At 40.2% G+C, this 15400-nt stretch carries 14 protein-coding genes; 10 read left to right on the forward strand and 4 right to left on the reverse strand.

Annotation, left to right across the window (positions count from 1 at the left end):
• Positions 1–149 precede the first annotated feature (149 nt).
• On the forward strand, positions 150–2453 hold the full coding sequence (locus tag ACXM0J_RS12725) for a hypothetical protein (protein ID WP_086265762.1): 2304 nt from the start codon (positions 150–152) through the stop codon (positions 2451–2453).
• A gap of 44 nt (positions 2454–2497) precedes the next feature.
• On the opposite strand, the gene aroE is transcribed toward ACXM0J_RS12725, so the two are convergent.
• The 3 genes from aroE to ribA all read right to left on the reverse strand — a co-directional run bounded on the left by aroE (position 2498) and on the right by ribA (position 5147).
• Complete coding sequence (gene aroE, locus ACXM0J_RS12730) at positions 2498–3286, reverse strand: shikimate dehydrogenase (RefSeq protein ID WP_086265763.1); 789 nt, start codon at positions 3284–3286, stop codon at positions 2498–2500.
• A gap of 179 nt (positions 3287–3465) precedes the next feature.
• Entirely contained in the window at positions 3466–4416 is a 951-nt protein-coding gene (gene hemF / locus ACXM0J_RS12735) for an oxygen-dependent coproporphyrinogen oxidase (protein ID WP_086265764.1), read from the reverse strand.
• 128 nt (positions 4417–4544) lie between these two features.
• The gene (gene ribA, locus ACXM0J_RS12740) at positions 4545–5147 is read right to left on the reverse strand and encodes a GTP cyclohydrolase II (RefSeq protein ID WP_002116908.1); all 603 of its coding nucleotides are present in this window, start codon (positions 5145–5147) and stop codon (positions 4545–4547) included.
• A 303-nt stretch (positions 5148–5450) separates the two neighbouring features.
• Here ribA and dxs point away from each other — a divergent pair, with 303 nt between their 5' ends.
• From dxs to ACXM0J_RS12785, 9 genes are all read left to right on the forward strand, one after another.
• Positions 5451–7355 carry a 1-deoxy-D-xylulose-5-phosphate synthase gene (gene dxs / locus ACXM0J_RS12745; protein ID WP_046811839.1) on the forward strand — a complete coding sequence of 635 codons (1905 nt, stop codon included), beginning with the start codon at positions 5451–5453 and terminating at the stop codon, positions 7353–7355.
• A gap of 121 nt (positions 7356–7476) precedes the next feature.
• Positions 7477–8307 carry an inositol monophosphatase family protein gene (locus ACXM0J_RS12750; RefSeq protein ID WP_005078362.1) on the forward strand — a complete coding sequence of 277 codons (831 nt, stop codon included), beginning with the start codon at positions 7477–7479 and terminating at the stop codon, positions 8305–8307.
• Positions 8308–8712: 405 nt separating this feature from the next.
• Positions 8713–10548: a DEAD/DEAH box helicase gene (locus ACXM0J_RS12755; RefSeq protein ID WP_086265765.1), complete on the forward strand. Its 1836-nt coding sequence runs from the start codon at positions 8713–8715 to the stop codon at positions 10546–10548.
• Positions 10549–10654: 106 nt separating this feature from the next.
• A complete protein-coding gene (locus tag ACXM0J_RS12760; protein WP_086265766.1) occupies positions 10655–10864 on the forward strand; it encodes a hypothetical protein in 210 nt (69 codons plus the stop codon).
• 90 nt (positions 10865–10954) lie between these two features.
• Positions 10955–11773 (forward strand): ABC transporter ATP-binding protein, encoded by an 819-nt coding sequence (locus ACXM0J_RS12765; RefSeq protein WP_002116999.1) that lies wholly within the window; start codon positions 10955–10957, stop codon positions 11771–11773.
• Complete coding sequence (gene mlaE / locus ACXM0J_RS12770; protein ID WP_002117010.1) at positions 11770–12546, forward strand: lipid asymmetry maintenance ABC transporter permease subunit MlaE; 777 nt, start codon at positions 11770–11772, stop codon at positions 12544–12546. The genes ACXM0J_RS12765 and mlaE overlap by 4 nt, the downstream gene beginning before the upstream one ends.
• Positions 12546–13226: an outer membrane lipid asymmetry maintenance protein MlaD gene (gene mlaD / locus ACXM0J_RS12775; RefSeq protein WP_005067241.1), complete on the forward strand. Its 681-nt coding sequence runs from the start codon at positions 12546–12548 to the stop codon at positions 13224–13226. The genes mlaE and mlaD overlap by 1 nt, the downstream gene beginning before the upstream one ends.
• A gap of 26 nt (positions 13227–13252) precedes the next feature.
• Positions 13253–13894, forward strand: a complete 642-nt coding sequence (locus tag ACXM0J_RS12780) for an MlaC/ttg2D family ABC transporter substrate-binding protein (protein WP_002116826.1) — start codon at positions 13253–13255, stop codon at positions 13892–13894.
• 11 nt (positions 13895–13905) lie between these two features.
• Positions 13906–14193, forward strand: coding sequence for an STAS domain-containing protein (locus ACXM0J_RS12785; RefSeq protein ID WP_005078357.1), 288 nt, complete (start codon positions 13906–13908; stop codon positions 14191–14193).
• 72 nt (positions 14194–14265) lie between these two features.
• On the opposite strand, the gene ACXM0J_RS12790 is transcribed toward ACXM0J_RS12785, so the two are convergent.
• Positions 14266–15279, reverse strand: a complete 1014-nt coding sequence (locus ACXM0J_RS12790) for a magnesium and cobalt transport protein CorA (protein ID WP_068563869.1) — start codon at positions 15277–15279, stop codon at positions 14266–14268.
• Positions 15280–15400 lie beyond the last annotated feature (121 nt).

Consider the following 15400-nt stretch of genomic DNA (forward strand, 5'->3'; position numbering starts at 1 on the left):
AAAAGCGAATTTTGTCGAAAATAAATACACCTGAAATTATAATTTCTGCTAAAGTCGGGACTTATACTTTTATGTGAAAAAACAACTAATTTTCTTATTTTTAGCAAGTTTTGTTAAAAAGATAAAGCGATAAGGTTTTAAAAAAGGTTATGCATTTAAAATATCTCAGTTTATGTTTATTTAGTTTGGGCTTGACCGCATGTACACAACACAACGTGCGTCCACAGGTGGCATCTGCGAGTTTAGAGCAAAAAGCTATTCAAAGTGTTAATGCGATGTATGAATACCCGAGTTATGATTATCGCGGAAACTTTAAAATTACCGTTGATCCCTCACAACTAAAACAAAATGTAAAAGCTGAGAATACTTCTAAGTTAGATGCTGAATTACAGAAGAAAGTTGATCAATATTTACGTGAGCAAAAAGTTGCCTTAAGTCGGGCGCAGAAACAAACCTTATATGCAGCGATTGCAAATGAACAAGGTGATTTGGGACTGACTTCATCTGCACGTTCTGAAAAAATTAATGCCGTATTATTTAATTTGTTAAATGATTTGCAGTTTAGTTATGACGGCTCAATACATTATCGTCAAAAAATGGGTTCATTTAATTTAACTGCCAAATATGAAAAACCGACACTTTTAGTTCAGGCAAAATTGCCAATGGTGCTTGACCTTGAGAATTATAAGTTTTACATAAATTATTTTGGTTTGATGCCATATCTGGTCAATAAAGATAATCAAAATAATTTGGCCTATATTGATTTCTCAAAATATAAAGCCTTCTTTAAAAATGTCGATATGAAAAAGTTTATTGAATATCTTAAAGCTTCAAGTGCTGTTTCATACCGATTAGCTGAACCGCAAAACTTACAACGTGTATCGTTGACTGAGGCTGATCGTAAAGCGGGTGCGGTTGAAAAAATTCGTTTAAAAACGACGGTTGAGCAATTGCTTTTAGAAGTAGATTTGTACGGGCAAGTCAATGAAAAATATCTTCAAAAAATTGTTTTAGGTGTTGATGAGGAAAAACTTGCTGAAACGCTTGCCGCAGAGATTGCTTCTTCTGATGCGAAAAAAGGCATTGCTGGTAAAGAAAAACAAAAAGTTTCTTCTGATGATGCCGCTGCTGTTAGTCAACAGTTGTACTCACTTGTTAATGCTCATTTAGGTAATACCTCTACTTCTGAAGATGAAGAAGTAGAATCTGCTTCTAGTGAAGAGGCGGGTGATGTGGCTGTAGCAGAGGCTGAACAAACTTCAGAAAATGAAGAAGTAGTTGCACTGTCTGAAGATCAATGTATTGAATTAAAATCACTTAAAAAACCAGTCGCTTTAGGTGATATTAATTATTGTCAGATCTACGGTATTGATGTGCTAGATCAGAGCGATACAAGTATCCAAAAAGCGCAAATCAAGTCTCGTCAGGACGCTTTAAAGCAAACTTTTGAAGCTTATAACCAAAACCAGTTTATTAATGATGAAGCATTTAAAACTCTTTGGTTAAAACATAAGGACGAAATTGAACAAGCTTTACCGAAGCAAAGAAACCCTATCACAATTGATGTAGCTTTAGATGACAAAGGCCGTGCAGTTAATATGGACTACGATGTCGATTATACGCCAGCTGAGTTTAAGCACCGCTTTAATATTAAAGCAGATATGCAAATTCTCAATTATGGGAAAGCGACTTCAATTGATCAGCAGCAGCTTAAACAAGCTAAGTCTGTAGCTGAAGCAAGTAAAGGTTCTATGCTTGAAAACTTTATTAAAGGTTTTGGCGAAAAGCTTGGGCAAAGTGATGTTTCAGAGCATCCTGTGGGCATCCATAGCGATGTGCAAGATTTAGATGCAAATCTGGCTGTGCTTGCAGATAAAACTTATGATGCAACGCATACTTATGACAAAACTTATAAGGCTGTGTTTATTGCAAAATTAACTGCCGAAAAACCGTCATATATTAATTATTATTCAGTTCAACAGTTGCAAGAAATTGCCGAGGTTTATGCTTACTGGTTCTCTGAAGAGGAAACCTATAACCCACAAGGTAAAGCTTTAGAACGTATTGAGGCGTTGCAGAAAAAGCATCATCTTGAGCAAGAAGACCAATTTGATAATGACTTAGGCCGAGCTGTGGACCATATTGTGATCACAACAATACAAGGTGAAGCTGGGCGTGAAGCATGGCAAAAACTACAGAAACAATATAAGCAACCTGAACAGCTTTTCTCAAAACAGTATCAATTAGAGTTTGAAAAACAAAATGGTACTTCTGATGAAGAAAAACATTTGTTGTCAGAAACAGCTGATATTTTAGGTAAAGTTTATGTCGCTGCTCGCAAACAGCAACTTACGGAAAAAACAATTCAGAATTTAAAACCTGAACATAATGAATTTATTGATTATGAGATTTTCCGAGATGTTTATAAACAGATGGTTGCAGCTAAAAAATAATAGCTGAGATAAAAAGAACCTACTTAAGTAGGTTCTTTTTTGACTTATAGAAAATCTTTTAATTCTGGCTTTACGCCATTCCAAATATAGAAAGCTTCAATGGCCTGACCAACGAGCATGCCAAAACCTTCCGCATAAGGTACATTGCGCTGTTTGGCTTGATCAAGAAAGCTAGATGGCTTGCCGTAGGCCATCTCATAGGCATATTTGAACTCTAAATTTTCTGGTAGTTGTAATGCATCACCAGATAGGCTTGCAGAAGTTGCATTAATTACAATATCAAATTTCCCTTCTAGCTCATTTAGAGAAATTGCTTGTAATTGAGCTTGTGGGACTGCTGCTTTTAAGTCATCTACAAGTTGATCAGCACGAGCAATAGTCCGGTTTGCAATCACAATCTTTTTAGCGCCAGCCTGCACAAGCGGGTAAATAACACCACGAGTTGCACCACCAGCACCTAAAATTAAAATAGTTGTATTTTCTAGGTTCCAATCTAAAGCTTGAATTGCGGCAACTAAGCCTTGGCCATCTGTATTGTCACCATGCAATTTGCCATTTTCCATCCAAAGTGTATTTACAGCTTTGGCAATTTGAGCACGTTCAGTCAGCACATCACACAAAGCAAACGCCTGTTCTTTGAACGGTACGGTAACGTTCATGCCACTCCCGCCATTTTCAAAGAAACTACGCATACTCGGCTCAAAACCATCAAGAGGCGCGAGACGTTTTTGGTAGTCTAGGTCAACACCTGTTTTTTGAGCGAAAGCATGATGCAATTCAGGAGAGCGTGATTGTTCGATGGGGTTGCCAATTACTGCAAACTGTTTGGTCATTCTTATATCCAAAATTTTAAAATGGCATGAGGCAGATAAAGTCTGTACTGAATTTTCAGCAGGCCTCACTATAAGCCAAATTTTAATAAGAAAAAATATTTGAATGAGATTCAGAAAATTGAAAATAAAAAAGGAGATTCTTTAGGGTGGAAGCCAAAGAATCTCCGAAAAGCAAAAAATTAAGCAACTTTTTCTTTTAGGTTTAACCAATCACGTGGTTTTAAGTAATAGTCGGTTAAACGTTTCTCTGGTGAGTCTTCATCCCATTCTGGACGATATGACCAAGCTGCAAGATTAGGCAGGCTGACTAAAATAGACTCAATACGTCCACCTGTTTGTAAGCCAAACAATGTTCCGCGGTCATAGACTAAATTATATTCGACATAACGACCACGACGGTAAAGCTGGAACTCTCGTTGAGCTTCGGTATAAGGCTGTTCACGATGTTTTTCAAAAATTGGCAGAATGGCATTTAAATAACTATTGCCTACAGCTTGGATATATTTAAAGCAGGTTTCGAAATCCCAGCAATTTAAATCATCAAAGAATAAACCACCGACACCACGCTGTTCATCTCGATGTTTTAGATAGAAATAGTCATCACACCATTTTTTATGTTCAGCGTAGACATTGTCACCAAAAGGCTGGCATAGGTCATATGCGGCTTGATGCCAGTCGATAACATCCTGTTCATCTGGATAGAACGGTGTTAAGTCAAAACCACCGCCAAACCACCAAATTGGATCTTGTCCTTCAGGCTCTGCAACGAATAAACGTACATTGGCATGGGAGGTTGGAATATTCGGGTTTTTAGGGTGAATGACTAATGACACACCAAGCGCTTGTGCTTTAGCACCAGCAATTTGAGGATGTCTTTCTGTAGCAGAAGCGGGCAGTTTACTAATGTTGATGTGAGAAAACATCACACCACCTTTTTCAATCACGGTGCCATTTTGTAAAACTCGTGAACGACCACCACCACCTTCTGGACGTTCCCAATCATCAATAATGAATTCACCCGTACCACCGCCAGCTTTTTCTTGTTGTTCTAAACCAGCACAAATACGGGCTTGTAAATCGAGGAGAAATTCGCGGACACGTTGAATATCTGTTGAAGTCGGATGTTGCATAGTGACCCTCAAAGATGATTGAGATAGGAGATAGATACATCAAAACACAAAACCATAAAAAAAGTAAGGGATTTTTAAGAAATGTCTTAAAAATCCCTTCCAATTATTTTTAAGTTTATAATTTTGTTTTAGAAATCATCTTTTTGATAAAGGTGATCCATGCGTTCACGTTTAGTTTTTAAATATTGTTCATTAAAAGGATTACGTCCAACCGTTAAAGGAACACGACCAACCACATTAATACCTTGATCCTTGAGTGCCTGAATTTTCAAAGGATTGTTAGTAATTAACTTAACTTCTTTTACTTTTAAGTGATCGAGCATAATGCTACACATGTCATAACGGCGCGCATCAGCTGGCAAATTTAAAAGTAAATTTGCATCTACCGTGTCATGACCTTGATCTTGTAAGGCATACGCACGAATTTTATTCGTAAGCCCAATACCACGGCCTTCTTGGCGTAAATATAAAATAACGCCTTGACCTGCTTCGTTAATGAGCTTTTGAGTTGCCTGTAATTGAGGGCCGCAGTCACATTTTAATGACGCAAAAGCATCACCTGTTAAGCATTCTGAATGAACACGTACTAAAACAGGGCCTGTGGGTGGATTTTCTAACCCTTTAGACAGTGCCACATGTTCTTCACCTGATACTGGATCTTGAAACACAGAAATATTGAATTCACCAAAAGCAGTCGGGAGTTTTGATGTTGCAATGAACTCTATAGGCACAGATTAACTCATCTTTTAACCGAAAACGGTTTAAAGTATAGCGTAATGCTGGGAGATTGGTCGAATTGTCATAATCATTTTGAGCACTAAGGTTTTCTTTTTTGTATAAAGAAGACGATAATAGTTGATAAATAGTCAGATTATTCAGGATAATCTGCCAACCATACCCATACTGTATGAGAGACTGCTTTGCATGACCTCGTTCGCAAATGTGGCTGATTGAAGGTGACTTCATTCGATTGTATGATCGACCCATTTTGACCCAGCTTAGGATTTGCCAGGCTTATAAAGGCTTTGCCACATATGTTGTATACCGAAATTCCAACTCAACGCCCTGTTACGCCATTGTTAGATGCAATTGATCATCCTCAACAATTACGTCAGCTCGAGCATAGCCAATTGGTTCAAGTGGCTGATGAGTTGCGTCAATATATTTTATATGCAGCAGGCCAGAGTGGTGGCCATTTCGGTGCTAACCTCGGCGTGGTTGAGCTGACGGTTGCGCTGCATTATTGCTTTAATACTCCAAATGACCGATTAGTTTGGGATGTAGGTCATCAGGCGTACCCACATAAAGTCTTGACTGGTCGCCGTGAGCAAATGACAACAATCCGTGCTAAGAACGGTTTGGCAGCATTTCCAGCTAGAGAAGAATCAGTTTTTGATACTTTTGGCGTAGGGCATTCATCAACTGCAATTTCGGCAGGTTTAGGAATGTCTTTAGCACGTCGCTATCAAAATGACCCATGTGAAGTGGTTTGTATTGTGGGTGATGGTGCAATGACAGCAGGTATGGCATTTGAAGCCATGAACGATGCTGTGGCACACGATGCTGATTTAATTGTTGTACTTAATGACAATGACATGTCGATTTCTTGCAGTACAGGTGGTTTTGCTAAGCATTTAGCTGCAATTTGGGAAAAAGGTCATTTAGTTAATGTCGATGAACATGGCGAGGCTTATGTACAGCCGCATCCGAAATGGACGTACAACTCTCGTTTACATCAATCGGCAACAGATGCGGCCGATAATTTATTTAAAGCGATTGGTTTTGACTACTTCGGTCCTTTTGATGGACATGATGTAAATCAACTCGTTCAAGTATTTAATGCATTGAAAAAGCGTAAAGGTCCACGCTTAGTCCACGTCTATACTAAAAAAGGTAAAGGCTTTACTCCGGCAGAAGCTGACCCAATTACCTATCATGCAATTGGCAAAATTAATGCGACTTCAGTAGGTAAAACGCCACCAAAATATTCTGATGTATTTGGTCAATGGTTGTGTGACGAAGCTGCACAGGATGAACGTTTATTAGCGATTACTCCAGCTATGTGCGAAGGCTCGGGCATGGTTAAGTTTGCTAAAGAATTTCCAAAACGTTTCTTCGATGTTGCAATTGCTGAACAGCATGCGGTAACACTTGCAGCAGGAATGGCTTGTGAAGGTTTAAAACCTGTTGTTGCAATCTATTCAACATTCTTGCAACGTGGTTACGACCAACTTATTCATGATGTTGCATTACAAAATCTTGATGTAACTTTCGGTATTGACCGTGCTGGTTTGGTTGGTGAAGATGGACCAACTCATGCTGGTGCATATGACTATGCATATATGCGTACAGTTCCGAACATGGTCATCATGGCACCAAAAGATGAAAATGAATGCCGCCAGATGTTGCATACTGCCTATGCTTATAATGGGCCAGCAGCAGTACGTTACCCTCGTGGTGCTGGGGTAGGCGTTGAAATTCAGCAAGAGCTAACTGCTATTGAATTAGGTAAGGCAGAAATAGTTGCTGAAATTAAACCTGCTTGTGATGAGCAGATTACGATTTTAGCGTTTGGTAGTCGCGTTATGGTTGCCATAGAAGCTGCTGAGCAATTTTCACAAAAACATGATGTTGGTGTGCGTGTTGTAAATATGCGTTTTGTGAAACCACTTGATGAAAAAATTATTCGTGATTTGGCTGAACATACACAATTATTTGTAACTGTTGAAGAACACGCGATTATGGGTGGTGCAGGCAGTGCAGTAAATGAGTTCATGGCACAAGAACAAATTGTTAAACCTATCATTAATTTAGGTCTACCAGATTTGTTCTTGCAGCAAGCGTCACATGGTCAAATGCTACAAGATTGCGGGCTAGATGCTAAAGGTATTTTGAACTCAATTGAACGAGCTTGGCTTAAGCTAAATCAGGTGGTTTAAGCCTTTAATAAAATTTTTGAAACATTTTTTCCCCTAAAGCGCATTCATTTGCTAAAATGTATGCGCTTTTATGCATTATTCTTTGTCAAAATCTTCAAATTTGTATTGTAGTGGGTGTTCAATGGAACCTATGGTGGTTATGGCTGCGCGTGCGGCTCAAACAGTTGGTCAAGAGCTTTTAAAAGCGCATCAAAATCGTCATAAACTCGATTTGCAAGTTGAAGAGAAAGGCATTGATGGCCCGGTAACACGTGTAGATCGTTATTTGGAACAATTGACGATTGATACATTACGTAAAAGTTATAAAAACCATAGCTTCTTAGGTGAAGAGTTCGGTTTGCAAGAAGGTAAAGGCCACGATGCAGACTGGTGCTGGGTAATTGACCCACTTGATGGCACGCAAAACTTTATTAATGGTTTCCCTCATTTCTGTATCTCTATTGCAGTTCAGCATAAAGGCGTTACTCAACACGGCGTAATCTACGACCCAGTACGTGACGAATTATTCTCTGCAAGTCGCGGTCGCGGTGCGGTCATGAACCAACGCCGTATTCGTGTAAATGTAAAAGATACTTTAGAAAATACATTCTTGGCAGTAGGCCATCCTTACCGCGCTAAACGTGCTGGTGAGATCGTATCTTATGCAGAACAACACTTTGCTTCATTATTAGCGGTTACTCAAGCAGGCGCACAAATTCGTCGTGGTGGTTCAGCTGCCCTAGATTTAGCATATGTTGCTGCTGGCCGTTTTGATGGTTTCTTTGAGCTTGGTTTAAAACCATGGGATATCGCTGCTGGTGAGCTTATTATTAAAGAAGCAGGCGGTGTAGTGGTTGATGCACGCGGTGGTAACGAATCTCTTGAAAATGGTCAAGTGCTTGCAAGTTCACTAAAAATGCTAAAACCTTTAATGCAAACTGTAGTTCCAGCTTGGGCTCAAGCCGCAAAATAATTTAATTATTTATAAATAAAACCCTCTATTATCAGAGGGTTTTATTTTTTTAGCCATGGGTAAATGTTACTGAGTTCAATAAATATGAAGAAAGTTGATTAAAACACATGACTTTTAATTTCTTTCTGCTATAATCCGCCCACGCACTTAAATTTCCGTTCATTACCTGAACATTCTGTTCTATTCATTGTAAGCGCACGCTGTCCATAGAGAGGACCATTTCTTGCGCCCCGATCGCTCAGCGATTCTTCAGGTTCGGCCGTAATCAAGCGTGCGTTTAGTCCACATCGTCGTTACTCGGATTGCTGCTGAAAAAACGTTTCAGCTAACTTTGCTTTGCCGCTTTGTGCCGATGTCTATTTTGTATTTATTAAAAATGGAGCACCCACTAGGGTGAAACTCTCTATGAGCAAAACTTTTGCCGAATTTTCTTTGCATGAAACCTTACAACAAGCGCTTGAAGGTTTAGGTTTTACTACCCCGACTCCTGTGCAAGAACAATCTATTCCTGCAGCTTTAGAAGGAAAAGACCTTCTAGTATCTAGCCAGACTGGTTCTGGTAAAACTGCGGCATTTTTATTACCGACATTACATAATTTAGCTGGTCAAGAAACTTTTGTTCCGTTCAAAGAACGTATGAAAGCTGTGACTCAACCTAATATTTTAGTTTTATGCCCAACACGTGAATTGGCTCAACAAGTTAGCCAAGATGCGATTGCTTTCGTACGTCACATGAAAGGTGTTCGTATTGCTGCAATCATGGGTGGTATGCCTTTTGGTAAGCAAATCCAACAACTTAAAGGCGCGCAAGTTATTGTTGCGACTCCAGGTCGTTTATTAGATTTAGTAAACCGTCGTCAATTAAAGTTAGATAAAGTTGAAGCTTTAATCGTTGACGAAGCTGACCGTATGTTAGACCTCGGCTTCTCTGAAGATTTAGAAGCAATCAGCGATTTAGCTGGTAACCGTCGTCAAACATTAATGTTCTCTGCAACTTTCGCTGACCGTATTATTCGTCTTGCTGAGCGCATGATGAATGAACCTGAGCGTATTGCTATTGAAACAGGTCACAGTACAAACACTGACATCACCCAAACTTTACACTGGACAGATGGTTTCGAACACAAGAAGAAACTTCTGACTCACTGGTTGGCTGATGAAACTCTTGATCAAGCGGTTGTATTCGCGAGCACTCAAGAAGATACAGATATGTTGGCTGAAGAACTTGCAGAAGCAGGTCATTCTGTAGTTGCACTTCACGGTGCAATGCCACAAACAGTTCGTAACCGTCGTTTACGTAGTATTCGTGAAGGCCGTGCAAAAATCTTGGTAGCGACAGATGTTGCTGCACGTGGTCTTGATGTACCGACAATTTCTCACGTAATTAACTTCGGTTTACCAATGAAACATGAAGACTATGTACACCGTATTGGTCGTACAGGTCGTGCTGGTCGTACAGGTCAAGCAATTACTTTAGCGACTTATCGTGAACGCGGTAAAATCCGTGCGCTTGAAGACTATTTAGATGCACGTTTAAGTGTTTCTGAAATTGAAGGCTTAGAGCCATCTCCACCTCCTGCTCGTTCAGGTCGTGATGGCGGTGGTCGTGGTCGTGGCGGCAACGGTGGTCGTGATGGTCGTCGTGGTGGCGGTTTTGGCGGTGGTCGTCGTTTTGAAGGCGAAAGCAACTTCAAACGCCGTGAAGGTGGTCGTGATGACCGTCCACGTCGTAGCTTTGATGACAAACCACGTGGTGAACGTCCATCATTTGGTGGCGAAGATCGTCCACGTCGCGAGTTCAATTCAGATCGCCCACGTCGTGAGTTCAACTCAGATCGTCCGCGTCGCGAAGGTGGTTTCAACGATAAACCGCGTTTTGACTCAAATGATGACAACCGTGGTAACCGTGTAGATTACAAACCACGTCGTGAAAATGGTTTTGGTGACCGTCCAAAACGTACTTTCGGTGGTGAAGATCGTCCGCGTCGTAGCTTTGATGACAAACCACGTGGTGAACGTCCATCATTTGGTGGCGAAGATCGTCCACGTCGTGAGTTCAACTCAGATCGTCCACGCCGCGAAGGTGGTTTCAACGATAAACCGCGTCGTAGCTTTGATGATAAACCACGTGGTGAGCGTCCAGCGTTTGGTGGCGAAGATCGTCCAAAGCGTAGCTTCGGTGGTGAAGATCGTCCGCGTCGTAGCTTTGATGACAAACCGCGTCGTAAATTCGACCGTTAATCAATAGGTTGTTTAAAGAAAGGCCAGTAGAAATACTGGCCTTTCTTATTTTTCAGTTTTGTTATAAAATAACAAAGTGTGAATTGGTTCAATTTTTTATTAAATAATGAGTAAAAGTAAGCGAAAACAAACAATAATGGCACAGTTGAAGAACTTATTAGTTCAGCACGGCTTGCCTTATCTTTTTATTGCACTTGTTTTGTGTAATGGGGTTTATTTTGCCTATGCTTTTATAACTGGAAGTTCTATTGAGCAGTTTCAAATTTCTGAATTAACCTCTTTTTACGAACATACCTCTTCTATTTCTACCAATTAAGTCAGTTTTGCTTTTGTCAAAATAACAACAAGTTTGCCAATTTTCAGTGTTATAGTATGCGTGCATAAAAGTGCAGGAACGATTGCCATTATGAATAATAAAACTCCTCTCTCGACTCAACCACTTATTGAAGTGAAAAATTTGAGTTTTAATCGAGGGGAACGCGTCATTTATGACAATATTAGTTTAAATATACGTCGTGGCCAGATTACGGCTATTATGGGACCTTCTGGTACAGGTAAAACAACATTATTACGTCTGATCGGTGGACAGTTAGTTCCTGATCAGGGCGAAGTTTTGCTCGACGGTAAAGATATTGCAAAAATGTCTCGTCAGGAACTTTTTTCAGCCCGTGCACGTATGGGAATGTTATTTCAGAGCGGTGCTTTATTTACGGATATGTCTGTCTATGAAAATGTAGCATTTCCAATTCGAGCACATACCAAGCTTCCTGAAAATCTAATTGCTGAACTGGTTGCATTAAAACTTGAATCCGTAGGCTTGCGTGGTTCTGAGCAATTAATGCCTACAGAACTCTCAGGCGGTATGAACCGTCGTGTCGCTTTGGCACGTGCGATCGCGCTTGACCCCGATTTAATCATGTACGATGAACCGTTTGCAGGGCAAGACCCTATTGTAAAAGGTGTTTTGACACGTTTAATCCGTTCATTGCGAGAAGCTTTAGATTTAACCACAATTATTGTTTCGCATGACGTTCCCGAAACCCTTTCTATTGCTGACTACATTTATGTTGTAGCAGAAGGAAAAATTCAGGGGGAAGGAACACCAGAAGAATTACAGGCATATGCTTCTCCATTTGTGCGCCAATTCTTAACAGGTTCGGCAGAAGGACCAGTTGAATACCAATTTAGTCATCAAGCCTATTTAGATAACGAGGTTCGTCCATGAATACGATTGCCTGGTTAGGTAGACTCGTTATTGAGCGGATTCGAGGGATTGGTGTTGCGGCACTAATGCTCTTACAAATTGTTTTTTCTTTTCCTTCATCTGGTGGTTTTGGACGATTTATTTACCAAATGCATCGGGTAGGGGTGATGTCTTTGTTAATTATCACTGTGTCGGGCCTATTCATTGGTTTGGTACTGGGTTTACAAGGATACTCAATTTTAGTGAACGTCGGCAGTGAATCAATGCTAGGCACAATGGTGTCTTTAACATTGCTGCGTGAATTGGCACCTGTGGTTGCTGCCTTATTATTTGCTGGCCGAGCAGGTTCTGCATTAACAGCAGAAATTGGTTCAATGAAGCAAAGTGAGCAACTTGCCAGCATGGAAATGATCGGGGTTGACCCATTAAAACAAATCGTATCACCGCGTCTTTGGGCGGGAGTGGTCAGTTTACCGATGCTAACTGTCATTTTTGCTGCGATTGGTATTGTGGGCGGTAAAATGGTAGGTGTCGATTTTCTTGGCGTCGATGAAGGCTCATTCTGGAGCGGAATGCAAAACAATGTGCAATTTGGGCATGATGTCGTAAATGGCATTATCAAAAGTATTGTGTTTGCTTTGTTATGTACATGGATTGCGGTATATCAAGGATATGCGTGTGATCCAACTCCAGAAGGAATCGCAACTGCAATGACAAGAACAGTTGTATATTCTTCATTATGTGTTTTAGGTTTTGATTTCGTGTTGACTGCGGTCATGTTCGGAGGGATTTAATGAAATCACGTAGTAGTGAGCTGGCCGTAGGTATCTTTGTTATTATCTTCGGTATTGCCTTGTTCTTTTTAGCCATGAAAGTTAGTGGCCTTGTAGGTACTAATTTAAATGATAGTTATACCATGAAGGCTCAGTTTGATAACGTCAATGGTTTAAAGCCTCGTGCTAAAGTAACGATGAGCGGTGTCACAATTGGTCGTGTTGATTCAATTACCCTTGATCCAGTTACGCGTTTGGCTACGGTAACCTTTGGTTTAGATGGAAAATTGACAAGTTTTAATGCTGAGCAGCTAAAAGAAGTTCAAAAAAATGCTTTAGATGAACTACGTTATAGTTCTGATTATACGCAGGCTTCTCCAGAGCAACAAAAAGCAATGGAACAGCAACTGATCAGTAACATGTCCTCCATCACCAGTATTGATGAAGATGCTTATATAATGGTTGCAACCAATGGTTTATTGGGTGAGAAATATTTGAAAGTCGTTCCAGGTGGTGGTTTAAACTATCTTAAACGTGGCGATACAATTTCAAATACCCAAGGAACCATGGATTTAGAAGATTTAATTAGTAAATTTATTACTGGTGGTGGCGCAGGTAAAGTTGCCGCTGGTTCATCCTCAGCAGAAGAAAAAGCTCCTGCAAGTACCGACAGCAGTGCACAGCCGTCATTTGTTGAGTAAGAGTTTATTTGAAGGAGTGGTTCCAGGTGAATACGTTGTTTAAACAAACCCTGACAGCAAGTCTTTTGTCTACTATGATTGCAGGTACAGCTTTTGCTGCACCTTCAGAAGCACCACCTGATTTTATTAAGCGTGTTGCTGATGGCTTGATCGCTCGTTTAAAAGCAGATCATGCTAAGTTGCAGAACAATCCTGCTTTAGTAAAATCAATTGTACGTCAGAACTTAGACCCGTATGTTGATTCACAAGCGTTCACTCGTATTGTGATGGGTACTTATGCGACGAATCAGTATAGTACAGCTGCACAGCGTGCTCAGTTTGAAACAAACTTCCGTAATACATTAATTGAAAATTACGGTAGCGCATTTGCTAAATATACAAATCAAAGCTATACCATGCGTCCTTATAAGGCAACTGCGGGTAAAAACCCTGTAGTGACATTGGACTTTAATCACAATGGTGAAAAAATTCCTGTTTCTTTCCAGTTAGCTGACAAAGGCACTCAATGGAAAATCCGTAATATCAATGTCTCTGGTATTGATCTAGGATTACAGTTCCGTAATCAGTTTGCTGCAACAGTGAAACGCAATGGCGGTGATTTAAATAAAGCAATTGCTACGTTCCAACCTGATGCAGACGCGGCTGTTAATCAAAACAAAAAGAAATAAGTAGGTGACGTGTGGTTCAGTATCTCAACCAACAATTGGTTGTTTCGGGAAAAATTGATTTTGAAAATGCGGAACAACAGTATCAAGCAGGTTTGGCTATCATAAAGAAGCAGCAAAGCTTCCCACTTGTGGTGGATTTAACTGAGCTTGAGCATGGTAGTACCTTGGCCTTGGCTGTTTTAGTTCAATGGTTACGAGAGACTCCCAAAAATACTGGTTTGCATTTTAAAAATGTCCCTGAAAAAATGCTGAAGATCATTCAAGCCTGTCATTTGCAGGACGACCTGCAAATGATCTGATGTTTTAGATGTAAAAAAGCACCTATATTTAGGTGCTTTTTTATGCTCGAAATTAGCATTTTATTACAAAGCTTAGATCCATTTTTTCCAGCGGAAATAAATGATCGGCCCAATAAAGAAACCCATAATAATGAGTAAAACAACGAAGAAACTGGTCGTACCATGTGCAAAAGGTAATACATCAGTGTTCATGCCGTAAATACTGGCGATAAGCATCGGAGGAGCTAACATGCTTGGTAAGATCGAGAATCGACGAATCGTGTCATTCTGTTCGGTGTTAATGAATCCGGACGTCGTATCAAGTAAGAATCGTACTTTTTGGAATAAGAACGCATCATGTTCTACCAGTGAACGCACATCTTCGCTGAGCTCTCGAATGTCAGCATCATAGATATGACTGCCTAATGCTCGCGGACGCGATAAAAAAGTAAGTACTCGTCGTAAATCAATGAGACAAAGCTGTGCTTTTCCTAGCATATCTTCTTGTTGAGCTAGGCGCGTAATCATGTCATCGAGATCTAGAATTTTTTCACGTTGGTGGTTATTAAGAACCTCTGTGGAGTATTTTTCTAAATCTTTGTGGATATCTTCTAAGATATCCGCAAGCTCATCGAGTTTTGCTTCAAGAAGGCCTAATAAAATCCACGTTGGATCTTTATAGTCCATGTCATAGTCATTTCGACGAGCGCGTGCCCGAAAGGCGCGAAAGGCAACTAATTTTTCTCCGCGCATCGTAAAGAGGCGGTCTTTATGCAAAATGAAAGCGACCGTTTGCACCATTGCTAAAATATGTGATGAGTCTTCTGCGTCACCGTCCACCTGATAATTTTTATTTTTCGTTAAAAAATAAGTACTGATGTGCAAAATACCGTCATCATCACGGTAAAATCGTGCAGAAGATGAAATGTCTTCAAGCGACTTTAGTGTTGGTAAATTTTGGTCATAGGCATCTAATACCCATTGTTGCTCTTCTTGCGAAGGTGCAATAAGATCAACCCAGACTAATTCGGGATGTAGATCAAATCCACCATTGATGGTGGCATCTTCCAGACTTCCGCGTTCTGTGGCATAAAAGGCTTCAAGCATGTGTCTTTTTTCCTCACGCAGTCTGATGGAAATGGATGGGTGTATTTTAGACAAGGATTTGCCGAAAAACACTTGCCAATACGCTATTTTGCAAAAAAAAACTCTATCGATAGTTTAGTTT

The organism is Acinetobacter sp. GRABPA_MV_2 (assembly GCF_056725885.1).

Excerpts from the sequence above, each read along its gene's own strand:
- hemF (WP_086265764.1), bottom strand. The coding sequence starts at position 4,416 with ATGCAACATCCGACTTCAACAGATATTCAACGTGTCCGCGAATTTCTC.
- ACXM0J_RS12760 (WP_086265766.1), top strand. The coding sequence starts at position 10,655 with ATGAGTAAAAGTAAGCGAAAACAAACAATAATGGCACAGTTGAAGAAC.
- dxs (WP_046811839.1), top strand. The coding sequence starts at position 5,451 with ATGTTGTATACCGAAATTCCAACTCAACGCCCTGTTACGCCATTGTTA.
- aroE (WP_086265763.1), bottom strand. The coding sequence starts at position 3,286 with ATGACCAAACAGTTTGCAGTAATTGGCAACCCCATCGAACAATCACGC.
- ACXM0J_RS12765 (WP_002116999.1), top strand. The coding sequence starts at position 10,955 with ATGAATAATAAAACTCCTCTCTCGACTCAACCACTTATTGAAGTGAAA.
- ACXM0J_RS12725 (WP_086265762.1), top strand. The coding sequence starts at position 150 with ATGCATTTAAAATATCTCAGTTTATGTTTATTTAGTTTGGGCTTGACC.
- ACXM0J_RS12790 (WP_068563869.1), bottom strand. The coding sequence starts at position 15,279 with ATGCTTGAAGCCTTTTATGCCACAGAACGCGGAAGTCTGGAAGATGCC.
- mlaE (WP_002117010.1), top strand. The coding sequence starts at position 11,770 with ATGAATACGATTGCCTGGTTAGGTAGACTCGTTATTGAGCGGATTCGA.
- ACXM0J_RS12750 (WP_005078362.1), top strand. The coding sequence starts at position 7,477 with ATGGAACCTATGGTGGTTATGGCTGCGCGTGCGGCTCAAACAGTTGGT.
- mlaD (WP_005067241.1), top strand. The coding sequence starts at position 12,546 with ATGAAATCACGTAGTAGTGAGCTGGCCGTAGGTATCTTTGTTATTATC.
- ACXM0J_RS12755 (WP_086265765.1), top strand. The coding sequence starts at position 8,713 with ATGAGCAAAACTTTTGCCGAATTTTCTTTGCATGAAACCTTACAACAA.